Annotated in this window: 13 protein-coding genes and 4 tRNA genes; 9 read left to right on the forward strand and 8 right to left on the reverse strand. The window is 47.9% G+C overall.

The features are described 5' to 3' along the window. Nucleotides 1-181: 181 nt before the first annotated feature. Complete coding sequence (hemN, locus tag ACJB0T_RS18830; protein ID WP_479291949.1) at nucleotides 182-1,573, forward strand: oxygen-independent coproporphyrinogen III oxidase; 1,392 nt, start codon at nucleotides 182-184, stop codon at nucleotides 1,571-1,573. A 53-nt stretch (nucleotides 1,574-1,626) separates the two neighbouring features. Here hemN and ACJB0T_RS18835 read toward each other — a convergent pair whose 3' ends face one another. The 5 genes from ACJB0T_RS18835 to glnA form a co-directional block, all read right to left on the reverse strand. Beyond that, on the reverse strand, nucleotides 1,627-4,185 hold the full coding sequence (locus tag ACJB0T_RS18835; protein WP_479291947.1) for a bifunctional diguanylate cyclase/phosphodiesterase: 2,559 nt from the start codon (nucleotides 4,183-4,185) through the stop codon (nucleotides 1,627-1,629). Between the two features lie 198 nt (nucleotides 4,186-4,383). Next, nucleotides 4,384-5,787 (reverse strand): nitrogen regulation protein NR(I), encoded by a 1,404-nt coding sequence (gene glnG, locus ACJB0T_RS18840; RefSeq protein ID WP_479291945.1) that lies wholly within the window; start codon nucleotides 5,785-5,787, stop codon nucleotides 4,384-4,386. Nucleotides 5,788-5,834: 47 nt separating this feature from the next. Continuing rightward, on the reverse strand, nucleotides 5,835-6,884 hold the full coding sequence (gene glnL / locus ACJB0T_RS18845) for a nitrogen regulation protein NR(II) (RefSeq protein WP_479291943.1): 1,050 nt from the start codon (nucleotides 6,882-6,884) through the stop codon (nucleotides 5,835-5,837). Nucleotides 6,885-7,018: 134 nt separating this feature from the next. After that, a complete protein-coding gene (locus ACJB0T_RS18850; RefSeq protein ID WP_479291942.1) occupies nucleotides 7,019-7,561 on the reverse strand; it encodes a DUF4124 domain-containing protein in 543 nt (180 codons plus the stop codon). A gap of 134 nt (nucleotides 7,562-7,695) precedes the next feature. Beyond that, entirely contained in the window at nucleotides 7,696-9,105 is a 1,410-nt protein-coding gene (gene glnA / locus ACJB0T_RS18855) for a glutamate--ammonia ligase (protein ID WP_006074981.1), read from the reverse strand. A 511-nt stretch (nucleotides 9,106-9,616) separates the two neighbouring features. Between glnA and typA the strand changes: the two genes are divergently transcribed. Beyond that, complete coding sequence (typA, locus tag ACJB0T_RS18860; protein ID WP_112461843.1) at nucleotides 9,617-11,449, forward strand: translational GTPase TypA; 1,833 nt, start codon at nucleotides 9,617-9,619, stop codon at nucleotides 11,447-11,449. Nucleotides 11,450-11,697: 248 nt separating this feature from the next. Here typA and pssA read toward each other — a convergent pair whose 3' ends face one another. Both pssA and ACJB0T_RS18870 read right to left on the reverse strand, forming a co-directional pair. Then, nucleotides 11,698-13,038, reverse strand: coding sequence for a CDP-diacylglycerol--serine O-phosphatidyltransferase (gene pssA / locus ACJB0T_RS18865; RefSeq protein ID WP_479291939.1), 1,341 nt, complete (start codon nucleotides 13,036-13,038; stop codon nucleotides 11,698-11,700). A 90-nt stretch (nucleotides 13,039-13,128) separates the two neighbouring features. Continuing rightward, nucleotides 13,129-13,560: a GNAT family N-acetyltransferase gene (locus ACJB0T_RS18870; protein ID WP_479291937.1), complete on the reverse strand. Its 432-nt coding sequence runs from the start codon at nucleotides 13,558-13,560 to the stop codon at nucleotides 13,129-13,131. Nucleotides 13,561-13,619: 59 nt separating this feature from the next. Between ACJB0T_RS18870 and murB the strand changes: the two genes are divergently transcribed. Next, entirely contained in the window at nucleotides 13,620-14,654 is a 1,035-nt protein-coding gene (murB, locus tag ACJB0T_RS18875) for a UDP-N-acetylmuramate dehydrogenase (protein WP_479291935.1), read from the forward strand. Beyond that, nucleotides 14,651-15,613, forward strand: a complete 963-nt coding sequence (gene birA, locus ACJB0T_RS18880; protein ID WP_479291934.1) for a bifunctional biotin--[acetyl-CoA-carboxylase] ligase/biotin operon repressor BirA — start codon at nucleotides 14,651-14,653, stop codon at nucleotides 15,611-15,613. Before murB ends, birA begins: the two co-directional genes overlap by 4 nt. Before the next feature lie 46 nt (nucleotides 15,614-15,659). Here birA and coaA read toward each other — a convergent pair whose 3' ends face one another. Next, on the reverse strand, nucleotides 15,660-16,583 hold the full coding sequence (gene coaA, locus ACJB0T_RS18885; protein WP_479291932.1) for a type I pantothenate kinase: 924 nt from the start codon (nucleotides 16,581-16,583) through the stop codon (nucleotides 15,660-15,662). 209 nt (nucleotides 16,584-16,792) lie between these two features. Here coaA and ACJB0T_RS18890 point away from each other — a divergent pair. The 5 genes from ACJB0T_RS18890 to ACJB0T_RS18910 all read left to right on the forward strand — a co-directional run. Further along, nucleotides 16,793-16,868: transfer RNA gene (locus tag ACJB0T_RS18890), tRNA-Thr, on the forward strand. Nucleotides 16,869-16,916: 48 nt separating this feature from the next. Then, a tRNA-Tyr gene (locus ACJB0T_RS18895) sits at nucleotides 16,917-17,001 on the forward strand. A 35-nt stretch (nucleotides 17,002-17,036) separates the two neighbouring features. Beyond that, nucleotides 17,037-17,111: transfer RNA gene (locus ACJB0T_RS18900), tRNA-Gly, on the forward strand. 13 nt (nucleotides 17,112-17,124) lie between these two features. Then, nucleotides 17,125-17,200, forward strand: a tRNA-Thr gene (locus ACJB0T_RS18905). Nucleotides 17,201-17,336: 136 nt separating this feature from the next. After that, nucleotides 17,337-17,724, forward strand: a 388-nt coding sequence (locus ACJB0T_RS18910) for a GTP-binding protein (RefSeq protein WP_244183175.1), incomplete at its 3' end; no start/stop codon positions are given.

The raw sequence follows: 17,724 nt of genomic DNA on the forward strand, positions 1-17,724 counted from the left end.
GGCGAGTGATCGCCCTAGCAAATTTGGCGATTACTCGCCACAAACTATAGCGATCGAAACGCCCACAGTCGCTATATGGTTTACTAGTGTGGCAAAATAGCGCCTTATCGAATGCGCTACCGACTCAAATACAGGTTGGCAGTCGCAGGGTGACAGCACCGTGTATATTGGAAGTATGACCATGTCTCAAAATCAATCCGACACTCAACCGCAAATTGTATGGGATCAAGCGATTCTCGATAAGTATAACTACTCGGGACCACGCTACACCTCTTACCCGACTGCGGTTGAGTTTCATGAAGCGTATACCATCTCTGATTTCGATATGGCATGTAGCCAATACCCAGATCGTCCGCTGTCTCTGTATGTACACATCCCATTCTGTCACAAGCTTTGCTACTACTGTGGTTGTAATAAAGTCATCACTCGTCATGCCCATAAGGCCGATGAGTACTTAGATGTGCTTGAGCATGAAATTCGTCAGCGTGCGACCTTATTGCAAGGTCGTAAAGTGACGCAACTGCACTTTGGTGGTGGTACACCAACGTTTTTGTCTAAGAGTCAAATCAGTCGTTTGATGGCGATACTGCGTGGTGAGTTCTTCTTTGAACAGGGCGCTGAAATCAGTATTGAAGTTGATCCTCGCGAAATCGAACTGGACATGCTTGACCACCTTCGTGAAGAAGGTTTTAACCGCTTGAGTATCGGCGTGCAAGACTTCAATAAAGAAGTTCAAACCTTGGTTAACCGTGAGCAGGACGAAGAGTTTATCTTTGCGATGGCTAAGCGCGCTAAAGAGCTTGGCTTCCGTTCAACCAACCTCGATTTGATCTACGGCTTGCCAAAGCAAACTCAAGCGCGTTTTGCTAAAACTCTTGAGCAAGTGCTGACCATGCGTCCTGGCCGTTTGTCGGTGTTTAACTACGCTCATATGCCTAACTTGTTTGCAGCGCAGCGTAAAATTAAAGACGAAGACTTACCGCAAGCGGAAGAAAAGATGGCTATCTTGCAAGATACTATCGCGACGCTAACCGGTGCTGGTTACCAGTTTATCGGTATGGATCACTTCGCACTTCCAGAAGATGAACTAGCGGTCGCTCAGCGTGCCGGTGAATTGCATCGTAATTTCCAAGGCTACACCACACAGGGTGACTGTGATTTGGTCGGTTTTGGTGTGTCGGCGATCTCTATGATTGGTGATAGTTACGCACAAAACCAAAAAGAGCTGAAGAAGTACTACGTGCAGGTCATCGAATCCCGTCACGCGCTTTGGAAAGGGGTCGTACTGGATAAAGATGACTTGATCCGCCGTGAAGTGATTAAGCAGCTTATCTGTAACTTTAGTCTAGATAAGAAGTTCATTGAGAACACCTTCTCTGTCGATTTTAATCAGTACTTTGCAGAAGATATGTCACTGCTGCAGACTTTCATTGACGATGAGTTGGTGAGTGTCTCTGAGCGCACGATTGATGTGACGCTCCGTGGTCGTTTGTTGATCCGTAACATCTGTATGAGCTTTGATAAGTACTTACGTCAACGTGCGCGCCAACAGCAGTTCTCGCGAGTGATTTAACCGCTCATACCGACAGTAAAAAGTCCGCTCGATAGCGGACTTTTTTGTGCCTGTTATGCTGTTGGTTCTAAGTTGGGCTCTTGCCCCCAGTGTAAGGAAGGCCACTGTTCAAGCGGTAGCGGTGGGCTGAACAAGTACCCCTGCGCATGATGACACCCCAACAGACGGATAAGCTCCGCTTGTACTGGCGTTTCAACGCCTTCTGCCACCAAACTAAACCCAAAGCTTCGTGATAGCTTGCTGATCGCCGCGACAACGCTGTCTTCGACGTTGTCGCGCGTTAATCTATCGACAAACGCCTTATCGATTTTAATGCTGTCAAACGGCAGCTTGTGTAGGTAGGCCAGTGATGAATATCCGGTGCCAAAGTCATCAATCGCAATACTCACACCTAGAGCTTTGATGTGCGCCATATTGGCAAGGATAACCGGATCGTTATCAGCGAGCTGAGATTCGGTAATTTCTACCGTCAACTGCTTCGCTGGGAACTTCGTTTGCTCAAGCAAGCGCTGCAACTGCCCAATATACTCTTTATCAGAAAGCTCAATGACGGAGACATTGATGTGCAGTTGAAATTGCGGTGGCAGCCTGCCTTGTTCAATGGCGCGCTTGACGGTTTGCATCGCATCTGCCGCCATATGCTGCCCTATCGCTTTGATAAGGCCAGAGCTCTCCGCCAGAGGAATAAAGCTCAATGGCGAGATGAATTTTCCATCTTGGTCACGCAGCCTTAATAGTGCTTCTGCGCCAAAAGGCGCGCCAGTGCGGATATCGACCAAGGGCTGGAAGTAAACTTCGAACAGGTCATGATCGAGTGCGTGCCTCAGATAAGTTAGCATTCGAGTCTTGTTCTTAGATTGCTCTGCCATTACTGGGGTGTAGACGCTGATCCGGTTGTTATCGGTTTTGGCGTGACTCAAGGCAATCCCGGCATTTCTCAAGCACATATCGGCATTATCACAGTCGTGGGCGACACCGATGGAGATATTGAGACTGAGTGGCTCTCCAGCGACGACAAACGGCGCTGCGAAAATCTGCTTTAGACGATGTTGATAACAGAGCTTTTCTTGCGAGCTGAGATTGGGCAGATAGACGGCAAACTCGTCGCCGCCGACACGTCCCAGCACGCCACTTTCCGTGAGTACCCAAGCTTTAAGGCGCTCAGCGACTATGGTCAGCAGTGCATCGCCATAATGGTGACCCAAGCTGTCATTGATGTCACGAAATTGGTTAATACCAATCAGCAGCATGGCTCCGCAGCCGTTTTGTGGCGCTTTAAGTGAATCGCAGGTTTCTATAAACCCCTGGCGGCTGTAGAGCTTAGTCAGGTTGTCTCGGACAAGTTGCTCTCTGAGCGCATGAAACGAGGCTTGAAGGTGCGAACGCATTGCCGAGAAGCTTTGCAACAGCTGTGAAATTTCCGTGATTTGGTTACGCTTAGGTAGCGGGTAATCCCAAGAACCATTGGCGATCTGTTTTGCCGCTTTTGCCGTTTCCGATAGTGGGACAGTGAGACGGTTGAGAACAAAAATGCCTAGTCCCATACCAGAAAGTCCCAGTAACAGACTAACCCAAAACGTTTGCTGGCTGACGACGGGAATATCACCCATCAGATCTGCGGCCGAGATAACGACAACCACATACCAGTTGATTTGAGTGCTGGTTTGGTAGTGACTGACCATGATGTATTGAGTCTGTTCATCTTGATGAGTCAGTAGCACGGACTGTTTGCTGGACAGCGATTCAATCGCTTGGCTAATGTGCTGTACCATCGGGTCTTTGCTGTTTGTCAGTAAACGGCGTTGACCTGAGTCATCAAGGATCGTTGTCGAATCGCTTTGCGCGATTAGCGCTTGTTTGGCATCCATCACATAGACTTTGGCTTGGTGGGTAACATTCAAACTGGCTAAAAACTGTCGGAAGGTATCGATCTGTACATCGATAGCGGCAACACCGACTAAAGAACGTTTCCCAGAATCCGATTGAAACACCGGGGCGAGGGCAGAAATGGTGACCTCTTGAGCAGCATCGGCGTTGGTGTACACCTCAGACCATGCGGCTTGAAGCTGCTGGCGGATCGGTAAATACCAAGGGCGTTGACGTGGATCGTAGGCTGCAATGTGACCAAGGATATCCGAGTCTCTGTGGTCATCGGCGTAGATCAGTAGATCGCCGTTGGTACCGGAATCTTTTACCATTAACGAGAATTTAGCCTGCTCTGCTGAGCGTTCTGCCGCTCTCATGGCCAAGAATTCTCCTTGCTCGCCGCCAAATCCCATAAGGTCGATTTGTGGTGATTGGACATTGAGAGTAGCGAAACTGGAACGCAGATAATCCTCGAGCTTCGCGGCGTCGTTCGGCGTATAGAGCTTGTGGTATTCGATGGCGTGAGCGAGCGCTTTTACCGCGGTCATCGGTTTATCTAAGTAGATATCCAAGCTCTGCACCACATTGGTGGTGAGACTCGATAGCTGCTTTTCACTCACATCCAGCGCTAAGTCATCGTAACGCTGCTTCTGTAGCCACAAAATAGTGCCAACCGAGCACAAGAACACCACGATAAAAGGCGCAATGAGTGCTTTTTTGAGAGAGAGCGTAAACAAACCAGGCATAGAGATAAGGCACTTAACCGATAAAACAGAATTCGAGTAGCGCGCTTATAGGCATCGCGCTTTGTTTTTTTATCGGCTAAATCCGTGGGAAGTTTAGGCTATTGAGGCAAATAACTACCTATTTTGTTAATAATCAACACACTAACATGGCTGCTAACGTTATTTGCCTAAAATGCCCTTTGTCTGCCACCGGTTACGCTAGTAAAGCTCTTTAAGTTTGCGGGTTAGGGTGTTTCGACCCCAGCCGAGCACTTTGGCGGCATCTTGTTTGTGACCGTTGGTATGCGAGAGCGCTGCCTCAAGCAAAATGCGTTCAAACTCCGGTTGAGCGCGATTGAGGATCTCAGTTTCTCCCGAGGCTAGAGCTTGTTGTGCCCATGATGAGAGCAGTTGCTGCCAATCACCGCCGCTCATCTCGGTCATGCGTTTCGGCTCATCTAGTAGCTCTGGTGGCAAGTCATTAGGCAGTATTTCACTGCCGCTCGCCATCACCGTTAGCCAGCGACAGGTGTTTTCTAGCTGGCGTACGTTACCCGGCCAATCAAGTTGATTGAGGATCTCGACCGTATCGGGATTGAGTGATTTGGTTTCTACGCCTAGCTCTTCCGCAGCCAATGAGAGGAAGTGCAGCGTGAGTTTTTCAATATCTTGCTTACGCTCTCTTAGAGACGGTATGTGGATGCGAATGACGTTCAAGCGATGGAACAAATCTTCACGGAACTCACCATCATTCACTAACTTCTCTAAGTTTTGGTGCGTTGCAGCGACGATTCGCACATCAACTTTAACAGCAGAGTGACCACCAACGCGGTAGAACTGACCGTCGGCCAATACGCGCAGTAAACGGGTTTGAATATCGAGTGGCATGTCACCAATTTCATCCAGGAACAGGGTACCACCGTTGGCTTGCTCAAAGCGACCTTGTCTAACACTGTTGGCGCCGGTAAATGCGCCTTTCTCATGGCCGAACAGCTCTGACTCGATCAAGTCTTTAGGGATTGCCGCCATGTTAAGGGCGATGAAAGGCTTGCTTGAACGAGGACTGTGGCGATGCAGCGCATGTGCGACGAGTTCTTTACCTGTACCTGATTCACCGTTGATGAGCACTGAGATGGAAGAGCGTGACAATCTGCCGATGGCGCGAAACACTTCTTGCATCGCTGGTGCTTCACCGATGATTTCTGGCGCTTCAGCGGCAATGGTTTCTTCAGTGGATAGGGCGCTTTTCTGCTCTTGGCTATGGGTGATCGCACGCTCGACTAAGGTGAGGGTTTCGTCAATATCGAACGGTTTTGGCAGGTACTCAAATGCCCCTTTTTGATAGGCGTTGACCGCTGCGTCCAAATCAGAGTGCGCCGTCATGATGATGACTGGCAGCTCTGGTGCGCTCTGCTGAACGCGGTTGAGCAGCTCAATACCGTCGATGCCGGGCATGCGAATGTCAGACACCAACACATCTGGCGTTTCACGTTCCAATGCCATTAATACGCTCTCCGCATCAGCGAAGGTTTCACACTTAATGTTTGCCGACGATAGGGTTTTGTCCATTACCCATCGTATCGAGCTGTCGTCATCGACGACCCATACATATCCTTTACTCATAGCCAAACTTCCTTACAGCAAGCTTACCCAACGGCCTCTTAGGGCAATTAAATGGGTAGATAAATAGTAAAAATGGTACGACCGGGCCAACTTTCTACGTCTATTTTTCCATTGTGTTGGTCGATCAAGTTTTGCGAAATGGACAGGCCTAATCCAGTACCACCTTCTCGACCACTGACCATTGGATAAAACAGTGTGTCTTGAAGTTCGGCAGGGATACCAGGTCCATTGTCGATAATTTCTATGCGAGCTGCGAGCTTATGACGCTGGCCGTGAATATTGGCTTGATGCACGGTGCGGGTACGCATGGTGATCTTGCCATTGTCTTGGCGGCTGAGAATTTGTGCAGCATTGCTGGTGATATTGAGCAGCGCCTGCTCAATCTGATCCGTGTCCATTAAAATAGGCGGCAGGCTTGGGTCATAATCACGCTCGATAGCGAGCCCCGTCCCAGCTTCTAGCTCTACCAACTGGCGTACCTTCTCCAATATCAGATGGAGGTTTTCTTGTTTTTTGGTGCCCGGTCTTTGTGGACCGAGTAGTCGATCGACAAGCGCTCTCAGTCGGTCGGCTTGTTCAATAATTATGTTGGTGTATTCATTGAGTGACGGATCTGGCAGCATCTTTGACAACAGTTGAGCAGCGCCTCGCAACCCTCCCAGTGGATTTTTTATCTCATGGGCAAGGCCCCGGACGAGAAGCTTAGCAGCTTGCTGCTGGGCGTGTTGATTGAGCTCTTGTGTGAGTCTTTTTTGTTGGCCAATCTTGCGCATCTCTACCAATAGCATCAGTTCCTTGTTCCAAGAGAGTGGGCTGACCGTTACCTCGAGTAACAAAGGCTTGCCATCGACCACAAAGGTCACGTCGCTGTCGGTGATGCTTTGACCGCTCTGTAGCGGCTGTGTGAGTAGTGCGAGATCCAATGACGCGTGTTGGATAAACTGCGACAAATGGCAGCCAACCAAGCGTTTCGAACTTTGAGAAAAAAGTTGTTCGGCAGAGGGGTTGGCATATTGAACCGTCAGCCCTTCGTTGAGCATCAATGTTGCCGTTACAACATTGTTGAGTATTGCATCGGTCAGTTCACAGTTTGCCACACGCTCTCCTTACTCTGTTCTAATTTGGTGCACTGCACGAGCGAGGTTCGCTCTGTGCACTAAAATGGTGCATTGCATAAGCTAAGTATGGCGCAATTCAAACTAGAGTAAAAGCGTCAGGGCGGTTCTGCTTACTATTGCACCGATGCACGATGAAGATGCACTGTTATAGTATCGGATGATGCAATTACCTTGCCGCTTTGCTGTACTTGTAGGGTTAAGGTGTGAGTACCGCGATCTATGTTGGTTAAGCGCCAACTTGCCGTGGTTTGTGGGGAGCCATAAGGTTTGCCATCGAGAAGAAGCTGCAATGCCTGTTCCTCATTCAGCGAGCTCTTAAGAGCAGCGCTGACAGAGAAATCACCGGAGTTATTTCGTATCGTCGCATCATGCTGTGGACTTGCAATGGTCAGGGCGAGCTTCGCGTTTGTTTTGGCTTGGCTTTGATCCGAGAATGGGCTTGATGTCCAATCCACGGGGGCTTCGCTGAGGATTTGTGGTGGCGTGGGCACATCTGGCAGTGATAAAATTTGCGCATTTTGGCTATCGGGAAAATCGCTAAAGTGGAGGTTCCCTTGCTCGTCTTTCCAATGATAAATATCGGTCGCAAAAATAGGACTGCTAACAAGGACGAATAGGCCAGCGATAGTAGGGAAAATGCATCGCGCAGCGATCATACGATAGACCTTACATTGGGTGAGAAAGTCTGGTTATGCTAACGTGCAAAGCGGGGATTTCGAATAGAAAAAAGGCCCGCCTGCGAGGCGAGCCTAATATTTATGAAAACATGAAATTCATGCCATTTTGTCGATTAAACTGAGTAGTACAGTTCAAACTCAAGTGGGTGAGTGGTCATGTTTACTTTCTCTACGTCTTGAGACTTAAGGTCGATGTAAGAATCGATAAAGTCATCAGAGAATACACCGCCAGATGTTAGGAACTCACGGTCAGCGTCTAGACACTCTAGCGCTTCTTTTAGTGAGTAAGCCACTGTTGGGATCTCTGCCGCTTCTTCAGCTGGTAGATCGTAAAGGTCTTTGTCCATTGCTTCACCTGGGTGGATCTTGTTCTTGATACCGTCAAGACCAGCCATAAGCATTGCAGCAAAACATAGGTATGGGTTTGCTGATGGGTCACCGAAACGTAGCTCGATACGACGTGCTTTCGGGCTTGGTACCACTGGGATACGGATAGAAGCAGAACGGTTACGTGCAGAGTAAGCAAGCATAACTGGTGCTTCGAAGCCTGGTACAAGACGCTTGTACGAGTTAGTTGATGCGTTAGCAAATGCGTTGATTGCTTTAGCGTGCTTGATAACACCACCGATGTAGTAAAGCGCCATTTCAGATAGGCCGCCGTACTTGTCGCCAGCGAACAGGTTAACACCGTCTTTCGCTAGAGATTGGTGAACGTGCATACCGCTGCCGTTGTCGCCAACTAGTGGCTTAGGCATGAATGTCGCTGTTTTACCAAATGCGTGAGCAACGTTGTGTACAACGTACTTGTAAACTTGGATTTCGTCCGCTTTCGCCGTTAGCGTGTTGAAACGCGTTGCGATTTCGTTCTGACCCGCAGTTGCTACTTCGTGGTGGTGCGCTTCAACAACTTGACCCATTTCTTCTAGAACTAGGCACATTGCAGAACGGATGTCTTGAGAAGAGTCAACTGGAGCTACTGGGAAGTAACCACCTTTAACGCCAGGACGGTGACCTTTGTTACCGCCTTCGAAGTCAGTACCTGTGTTCCAAGCTGCTTCTACGTCGTCGATTTTGAAGAATGAACCAGACATGTCTGTTGCAAACTTAACGTCGTCGAATAGGAAGAACTCTGGCTCTGGACCCACTAGAACAGTATCAGCGATACCTGTTGAGCGTAGGTAGTCTTCAGCGCGCTTAGCGATTGAACGTGGGTCACGGTCGTAGCCTTGCATAGTTGCAGGCTCTAGGATGTCACAACGAATGTTCAGAGTTGCATCTTCAGTGAATGGGTCAAGAACCGCGCTTGCTGCGTCTGGCATCATCACCATGTCTGACTCGTTGATGCCTTTCCAGCCAGCAACAGAAGAACCGTCAAACATTTTACCTTCTTCAAAGAAGTCTGCGTCTACTTGGTGTGCAGGGATAGAAACGTGTTGCTCTTTACCCTTAGTATCTGTAAAGCGTAGATCTACGAATTTAACTTCGTTCTCTTGGATCAGCGATAGAACATTTTCTACTGACATCTTGGAAAACCTCCAGTGTTATTAAAGCGGTTAAGTGCTCGATTAGTGTTAATCGGCATTGATTAACGTCTGCTTAGTGAAGTGCGTTAATCGATGCTGATTCTAATAAAGCTAGAACCGTGCCAAAAAATAAATCCGTTATTTTTCAATATGATATAAAACTCAGCTCCAAATTGGAGCAAACGTTTGCACCAAAATGATCATTGATTGCACCATAAGTGTGCGATGTTAAATTCTTGCACCAAGTTGAATCAAATAGCCCATACATTCAGCATGGTTTTGACTCACCTGTCAACCGATACGTGAAGCTTGGCTTTCGTCATGCGTCGATTTGGTGAAACGACCGCTTTATGGCGTCGTTTTACGGCAAAACCAGTATAAAGCGACTATGTTTAAGCAAGATTTCAACGAAGAAGATCACAACTCTCGTTATTTCTGGTATATTGCGGGCGTTTTTTTAATCGAGTCAGCGGCTATCGTGCGGCGACTCTTGACTGAGTGAAAGAAATCTATGTCAACTCCACAGATTGATAAGTTAAGAAACATTGCGATTATCGCGCACGTTGACCACGGTAAAACTACCCTTGTTGACAAGCTGCTTCAGCAATCCGGTACTCTTGAGTCTCGCGGTGAAACTGAAGAGCGAGTTATGGACTCGAACGATATTGAAAAAGAGCGTGGTATTACCATTCTTGCTAAGAATACCGCGATCAACTGGAACGACTACCACATCAACATCGTAGATACTCCGGGACACGCGGACTTCGGTGGTGAAGTAGAGCGTATTATGTCGATGGTAGACTCTGTACTACTTATCGTTGACGCGGTAGACGGTCCAATGCCACAAACGCGTTTCGTAACGCAAAAAGCATTCGCACACGGTCTAAAGCCAATTGTTGTTATCAACAAGATTGACCGTCCAGGTGCTCGTCCTGACTGGGTTATGGATCAAGTATTCGACCTATTCGACAACCTAGGTGCTTCTGACGAGCAGCTAGACTTCCAAGTGGTTTACGCATCAGCACTAAACGGCTGGGCTACGCTTGAAGAAGGCGAAGAAGGCGAGAACATGGAAGCCCTATTCCAAGCTATCGTTGATAACGTAGAAGCGCCAGCGGTTGACCCAGAGGGTGCACTACAGATGCAGATCTCTCAGCTAGACTACAGCTCATACGTGGGTGTTATCGGTGTAGGCCGTGTAACTCGCGGTACGGTTAAGCCTAACCAACAAGTAACGGTTGTTGGTGCTGACGGTAAGACTCGCAACGGTAAAGTGGGTACTATCCTTGGTTACCTAGGTCTTGAGCGTCATGAAGTTCAGCAAGCAACTGCGGGCGACATCATCGCAATCACTGGTCTTGGCGAGCTAAAAATCTCAGATACAATCTGTGATCAAGGCCAAGTAGAAGCGCTACCAGCACTTTCTGTTGACGAACCAACAGTTACCATGACGTTCCAAGTAAACACGTCTCCATTCGCTGGTAAAGAAGGTAAGTTCGTGACTTCACGTAACATCCTTGAGCGTCTAGAGAAGGAATTGGTTCATAACGTTGCACTACGCGTTGAGCAACTTGATGATCCAGACAAGTTCCGTGTATCAGGTCGTGGTGAACTACACCTATCTATCCTTATCGAAAACATGCGTCGTGAAGGCTTCGAGCTAGCGGTTTCTCGTCCTGAAGTTATCATCAAAGAAGAAGATGGTCAGAAGCAAGAACCGTACGAAACTGTAACTATTGACGTTATGGAAGAGCACCAAGGTAGCATCATGGAAGCTATCGGTCTTCGTAAGGGTGAGCTAACTGACATGGCTCCTGATGGTAAAGGTCGTATCCGTATGGACTTTATGATGCCATCTCGTGGTCTTATCGGTTTCCAAACTGAGTTCATGACGCTAACGTCTGGTTCTGGTCTTCTTTACCATACGTTTGATCACTACGGTCCATTCAAGGGCGGTGAGATCGGTCAGCGTGTGAACGGTGTGCTTATCTCGAACGGTGCTGGTAAAGCACTAACCAACGCTATCTTCAACCTACAAGAGCGCGGCCGTATGTTTATCGGTCACGGTGTTGAGGTTTACGAAGGTATGGTTATCGGTATCCACAGCCGTGATAACGACCTAACAGTTAACCCGCTTAAAGGTAAGCAGCTAACTAACGTTCGTGCATCTGGTACGGATGACGCACAGGTTCTTACTCCGCCAATCATCATGACTCTTGAGCAAGCACTTGAGTTCATCGACGATGACGAGCTAGTAGAAGTAACACCTGAAAGCATCCGCATCCGTAAGAAGTTCCTATCGGAAAGCGACCGTAAGCGTGCAAGCCGCGAAGCTAAGTCTTAATTGACTTAGGTGAGATATGAAAAAACCAGCCGAGAGGCTGGTTTTTTTGTGTCCAACGTCAGTCGATAGTTGTTAGTTCTAACTGATGCTGTCATCCTCACTAAAACATCGTCATCCTCACGAAAGTGAGGATCTCTGTCCGCGAGTATTGTGCTCAAACAAAGTGAACCACTTGCCGCGCGAGATCCCCTTTTTCAAGGGGATGACGGAACATCGTCATCCTTATGAGAATGACGTTATTTTGAATTCTAAAGCAACTGCTTCAAAACCCGATCAGCCCTAACCCGAGTAATCTTCTTCAACAACTTCTGTACCGGCACCGGATAGTTCTCCACCTTCTCAAGCTGCTTATAGGTACAAATCAACTGAGTATGCTCAAGAATATTCTCAATCTCAGCATCGAACTTCTCAACTAAGTGAGAGTAGTGATCCTGAATCAGAATTGCGTTCTCTAAATCCAAGCTCCAAGCGCGTGGATTAAGGTTGTTACCCGTGATCAGCATGTAGCGTTTATCAACCCAGATCCCTTTTAGGTGGAAGCTGTTTTCATCGTGTTTCCACAAACGAATACAAAGGTTGCGGCTAGCAATGTGTGCTTCATTGGCTTTGGCGAAGCGGCGTAAGTTCATCTCATACAGATAAGGCAGGCCACCAATGGTCTTAAAGTCTTCTTCTGGTGAAATGTAGAAGTCATTCGCGGTCTTATCACCAACCACAATACGTACTTTAACCCCACGTTTTAGTGCACGCTTAATCTCTTTCGCGACCGATTTAGGGAAGTTGAAATAAGGCGTACAAATAAAGATCTCGTCTTTGGCGCTAGCAAGAAGCTGATTGATGCTTTGGTTAAGCTTATTGCGACGCTTGCCAATACCCACAATCGGCGTGACCGAAACTTGGTTCTCGTTCGCAGGCTCAGCATCAAATTCATAGCGTGCTTGAGACAGTGAACCACGCAGTTGGCGGATCTCCGCTTTGATTTCTTTTGTGGTTGGCTTTTGTGGCAGTGACAAATCATTGACAGCTGGGTTAGCGATCATCTCTGTGGCCACAAAGTTCGCCATGCTGTTGGCAAGCTTGGCGTTTTCGAGCACGTGATAGCGGTCGAAACGATAGCGGTCTTTGTAGTTTAGGTAAATGTTGTTGAGGCTAGCACCGCTATAGACGACGGTATCGTCGATGATAAAGCCTTTTAAGTGCAGTACACCGAACACTTCACGACCGCGAACTGGAATACCATACACAGGGACGCCATGTTGATGTCTTTCACGAAACTCGCGATACATCACCGCGTTGCCGTCAGATTGCTTAGCGCCAATAAGGCCGCGCTGCGCTCGGTGCCAGTCAACACAGACTGCGATATCCAAGGCTGGGTTATTTTGTTTCGCTTGATAAAGCTCGCTAAAAATTTGGCGTCCTGCGTCGTCATCTTCCAAATACAGTGCGACTAGGTAGATTCTTGACTTTGCTTCGCGTATCGCTTGAATGAGATGTTCGCGATAGTCGCTAGCAGAGAGCAAAACATCGAGTTTACTCGGATCCTGCGCGATTGAGGGAAGCTGTTCAAAAGAGTTCCTAAAAGCCATCATGTAGAGACTGTACCTTTGGTCATTGCAAAATTGCGAACCTAGAATTTTACCAAATTCTTGTCCTAAATGGGTAGTAAACCGTTGATAAGTTTAACGGGGATCAAGGTAACGCATCGCAACCAGCGACTTACCACCCTGAATATAGCGACAAAACAGCTGTTTAAGTGGGTTGGGTAGCTCCTCTTCTGCTAGAGTTTTAAAGCCGTGCTGTGCGTAAAAACTCTCAAGATGACCCAGAGCGAAACAAAAATCGCCATCTTTGAGTTCTGTTTGTTGTAGCTGCGCCATCAGTTGGTGACCTAAACCGAGACCGCGCTGCTCGGGGACGACCAGCATACCGGTCATGAGCCGATACTGTTCAATGGAGCGAAAACGAACCAGAGCACTTAGGGTTTGATTGCGACTTAGTGTCAGGATGCGTTCATCGCTTTTTGGCTTACCAGCAGGGTAGTGCGCTTTGTAGAGTTTTTTTGCAATAGGGAGCTTTATCGGGTCAAGCACACCGAAATTTAACGTATCCATAGCCAATTCGGACTCCAAAAGGATAGAATAGCGGCAGTGTAAGCCATCAATCGACGCCCATGCAAATTCAAAACAACGCTCAGCTCCGCCCATATCACACCTTTGGTATTGATCAGCAATGTCACGCTTTAGTCGAGGTTCACTCGGTTGAGGATTTAATTGCGGTCTACCAGCGCCCAGAGTGGCATGATCTACCAAAACTGATGTTAGGTAAGGGCAGCAATATGCTGTTCACTGCGCCATTCGAAGGGGTCGTGATCATTAATCGCTTGAGCGGCATTGAGGTAAGCGATACGGCGACCACTCACAAGTTACATATTTGTGGCGGCGAAGATTGGCCAAGCTTGGTGAAGTGGTGTGTGGAACATGGCTATGCGGGCATTGAAAATCTGGCCTTGATACCAGGCTGTTCGGGCAGTGCACCGATCCAAAATATTGGTGCGTATGGTATTGAGCTGAAAGATATCTGTCGTTACGTTGATTATCTTTGTTTGCAAACGTTCGAAGTTAAAAGGCTTTCTCGAGATGAATGTCAGTTTGGCTATCGTGATTCCATTTTCAAACATGCATTGAAAGACAAGGCGATCGTGACTGCGATAGGCTTAGAGCTAGACAAGCAGTGGCGACCAAACCTTAGCTATGGCCCTTTGCAATCGCTGGATCTGACCACAGTGACACCCAAGCAGGTGTTTGATGTGGTTGTGAAGGTTCGCCAAGAGAAGCTGCCGGACCCAGCAGTGATTGGTAATGCGGGCAGTTTTTTCAAAAACCCAATCATCAGTCATGCGTTGTATGCCTCAGTTAAAGCTAAACACGATGCTGTGGTGGCCTATCCAGCCGAGAATGGAATGAAGCTCGCGGCCGGCTGGCTTATTGACCAGTGTGGTCTAAAAGGGCATCAAATCGGTGGTGCTATGGTGCATCCAAACCAAGCTTTGGTTTTGGTTAATCATGATGATGCCACGGCTGACGATGTGGTTCGCCTGGCGGCGTTTGTACGTCAAACCGTGTTAGATAAATTTGGTGTTGAACTTGAGCATGAGGTGCGCTTTATGGGCGCAAGCCATGAAGTGTATTTGAAGGACTTGCTATGAAAGAGCATCAAATGAAACTGGCTATTCTCACTAGGCTTGCCACTGGTGGCTTCCACTCAGGTGAGACATTGGGCGACGATCTTGGGATCTCGCGTGCCGCAGTGAGCAAACACATTAAAGGCATTCAAGAGTGGGGCGTAGATATTTTCCGAGTTCAAGGCAAAGGCTATCAATTAGCTCAGCCGATGGAACTATTGAGCGAAAAGCGCCTTGCACAGAGTGTGTCGACACCGTTTGAGTTGATCCCAATCATTGATTCAACCAACCAGTACTTACTCGACAAGCAAGAGTCCTTAGAGTCAGGCTGCGTCTGTATCTCAGAGTACCAAGCTAAAGGTCGTGGGCGCCGCGGCAGACAATGGGTATCGCCATTTGGCAGTAATCTGTATCTGTCGATGTACTGGCGTTTGGAAGCTGGGATGGCAGCGGCGATGGGGCTGAGCCTAGTCGTGGGTGTTGCTATAGTTGAAGCACTGCAAGAGCTAGGAATTGAGGGAGTGAAGCTCAAGTGGCCGAATGACCTGTATTACCGAGATAAAAAGCTTGCCGGAATTTTGGTTGAAATGTCAGGCCAAGCCGGCGGCGCCGCAAACCTAGTGATTGGTATGGGAATGAACCTCAACATGAGTGAGCAAGTGACCGGTATCGATCAGCCTTGGACATCGCTCAATGAAGTAGTAGACACACCGTTTAGCCGTAATGATTTAGTCGTCGCGTTTATTAAAGCTTGGCAAGCGGCATTGGAAGATTATGAACTGCGCGGTTTGCATGGCTTTGTCGAGCGCTGGAATCAGCACGACAACTTCTTAGGTCGTGAAGTCAAACTCATCATGGGACCGCGTGAGATCAAAGGCATTGTGCGAGGCATTGATGCGACAGGTGCGGTACTGCTTGAAACTGAGCGAGGGATAGAGTCGTACGTTGGCGGTGAAATATCGTTACGAAAAGCCAGTGATTAAAGGTCCTATGGTCCTATGGATAAAGCGCATAAAATCAGAGCTTTTATTACTTTCTTAGGTATACCGTTTCAACGCTGTGGTCTGCGCCTTTTTGTAAGATCAGCTGAGCGCGCTCTTTGGTTGGTAGGATGTTTTCGACCAGGTTTAGGCCGTTGATCGACGCCCAAATGTTCTTTGCTTTTGATTCGGCTTCTGCTTTGCTCAATTGGGTGTAGTGGCTGAAGTAAGACCCTGGCTTAGTAAACGCGCCATCGCGGAATTTCATAAAGCGATTGACGTACCACTGCTCAATTTGTTCGCTGTTGGCATCCACATAGAGCGAAAAATCGAGAAAGTCGGAAATGAACACGTGGTGTGGATCGTGGGGATAATCCATACCACTTTGCAGTACGTTTAACCCTTCAATAATCAGTACGTCAGGAAGGTCTACGACCTTTTCTTCTTCCGTAATATCGTAAGTGATATGTGAATAGACCGGTGCCTGAACATTTCTTTTGCACGCTTTCACATCGGACACGAACTGCACCAAGCGGCGCATATCGTAAGACTCTGGAAAGCCCTTTTTACCCATCAACCCCTTTTCGAGTAGTGTCTTATTTGGGTACAAGAAGCCGTCAGTGGTAATCAGTTCAACTTTTGGGTGATTGTCCCAGCGACTTAATAGTGCTTTTAGCAGACGTGCGGTGGTGCTTTTACCAACAGCGACACTCCCTGCGATGCCTATGACAAACGGCGGTGTATGTTCGGTATTACCTAAAAACTCGCCCAGTACGGAGTTACGGCGCTGTCTTGCTGCAACATAAAGGTTAAGCAACCTAGAAAGTGGCAGGTAGACGTCAGTGGCTTCCTGCATAGTTAGTTTTTCATTGATGCCTTGAAGCTCTTTTAGGTCTTCTTCTGTGAGGGTCATGGGTACGGCGTTACGAAGCGCTGACCATTGCTCTCGACTGAATGACATAAAGGGACTCATAGGTAACCTAACCATGGAATAAAGTGACTGAGTGCTGAACATACCTGAAGCAAGGGATAAATCAAATAATTCATGCAATAGGGTTACGCTAATTTCTCGAAATGTGTACAAAAAGTCGTCAAACAAAAAGAATGTGGTGAAAATCGGATTTTTTTTCAATTTAACGGTTGCATCCACAAGATTCATTCAATAGAATGCGCTCCACTTATGCCGACTTAGCTCAGTAGGTAGAGCAACTGACTTGTAATCAGTAGGTCACCAGTTCGATTCCGGTAGTCGGCACCATTTTCACTTTGCCTAGGGCAATGATGACGAAAATGGTAAGTAAAATTTGGGGGGGTTCCCGAGTGGCCAAAGGGAGCAGACTGTAAATCTGCCGGCACTGCCTTCGATGGTTCGAATCCGTCCCCCCCCACCATATTCTTTAGGGAATAGCTCTCAGAGTTACGTGTTGCGGGCATCGTATAATGGCTATTACCTCAGCCTTCCAAGCTGATGATGCGGGTTCGATTCCCGCTGCCCGCTCCAACTCATTTAGAGTGCTGATATAGCTCAGGTGGTAGAGCGCATCCTTGGTAAGGATGAGGTCGGCAGTTCGAGTCTGCCTATCAGCACCAGCTCTCAAAGCAATTTTCCTTTTGATACTTTCTTTTACCTAAACTATGTTTATTGGTTGAAAGAAGCTTTATTACCAAGATTTTTTGGTTGCGTGGTCTTCAAAGCCACTTAAATCCGTACCTAGAGGGACAACTCATGTCTAAAGAAAAATTTGAACGTACGAAACCGCACGTAAACGTTGGTACTATCGGCCACGTTGACCACGGTAAAACAACTCTAACAGCTGCAATCTGTACTACTCTTGCAAAAGTGTACGGCGGTGAAGCGAAAGACTTCGCATCTATCGATAACGCTCCAGAAGAGCGTGAGCGCGGTATCACAATCGCAACTTCTCACGTTGAGTACGATACTCCAACTCGTCACTACGCACACGTAGACTGTCCAGGACACGCGGATTATGTTAAGAACATGATCACTGGTGCTGCACAGATGGACGGTGGTATCCTTGTAGTTGCTGCAACTGACGGTCCAATGCCTCAGACTCGTGAGCACATCCTACTAGGCCGTCAGGTTGGTATCCCAT

The sequence above is a fragment of the Vibrio sp. CB1-5 genome, from assembly GCF_059412285.1.

Excerpts from the sequence above, each read along its gene's own strand:
- hemN (WP_479291949.1), top strand. The coding sequence starts at position 182 with ATGTCTCAAAATCAATCCGACACTCAACCGCAAATTGTATGGGATCAA.
- ACJB0T_RS18835 (WP_479291947.1), bottom strand. The coding sequence starts at position 4,185 with ATGCCTGGTTTGTTTACGCTCTCTCTCAAAAAAGCACTCATTGCGCCT.
- glnG (WP_479291945.1), bottom strand. The coding sequence starts at position 5,787 with ATGAGTAAAGGATATGTATGGGTCGTCGATGACGACAGCTCGATACGA.
- ACJB0T_RS18850 (WP_479291942.1), bottom strand. The coding sequence starts at position 7,561 with ATGATCGCTGCGCGATGCATTTTCCCTACTATCGCTGGCCTATTCGTC.
- glnA (WP_006074981.1), bottom strand. The coding sequence starts at position 9,105 with ATGTCAGTAGAAAATGTTCTATCGCTGATCCAAGAGAACGAAGTTAAA.
- typA (WP_112461843.1), top strand. The coding sequence starts at position 9,617 with ATGTCAACTCCACAGATTGATAAGTTAAGAAACATTGCGATTATCGCG.
- pssA (WP_479291939.1), bottom strand. The coding sequence starts at position 13,038 with ATGATGGCTTTTAGGAACTCTTTTGAACAGCTTCCCTCAATCGCGCAG.
- ACJB0T_RS18870 (WP_479291937.1), bottom strand. The coding sequence starts at position 13,560 with ATGGATACGTTAAATTTCGGTGTGCTTGACCCGATAAAGCTCCCTATT.
- murB (WP_479291935.1), top strand. The coding sequence starts at position 13,620 with ATGCAAATTCAAAACAACGCTCAGCTCCGCCCATATCACACCTTTGGT.
- birA (WP_479291934.1), top strand. The coding sequence starts at position 14,651 with ATGAAAGAGCATCAAATGAAACTGGCTATTCTCACTAGGCTTGCCACT.
- coaA (WP_479291932.1), bottom strand. The coding sequence starts at position 16,583 with ATGAGTCCCTTTATGTCATTCAGTCGAGAGCAATGGTCAGCGCTTCGT.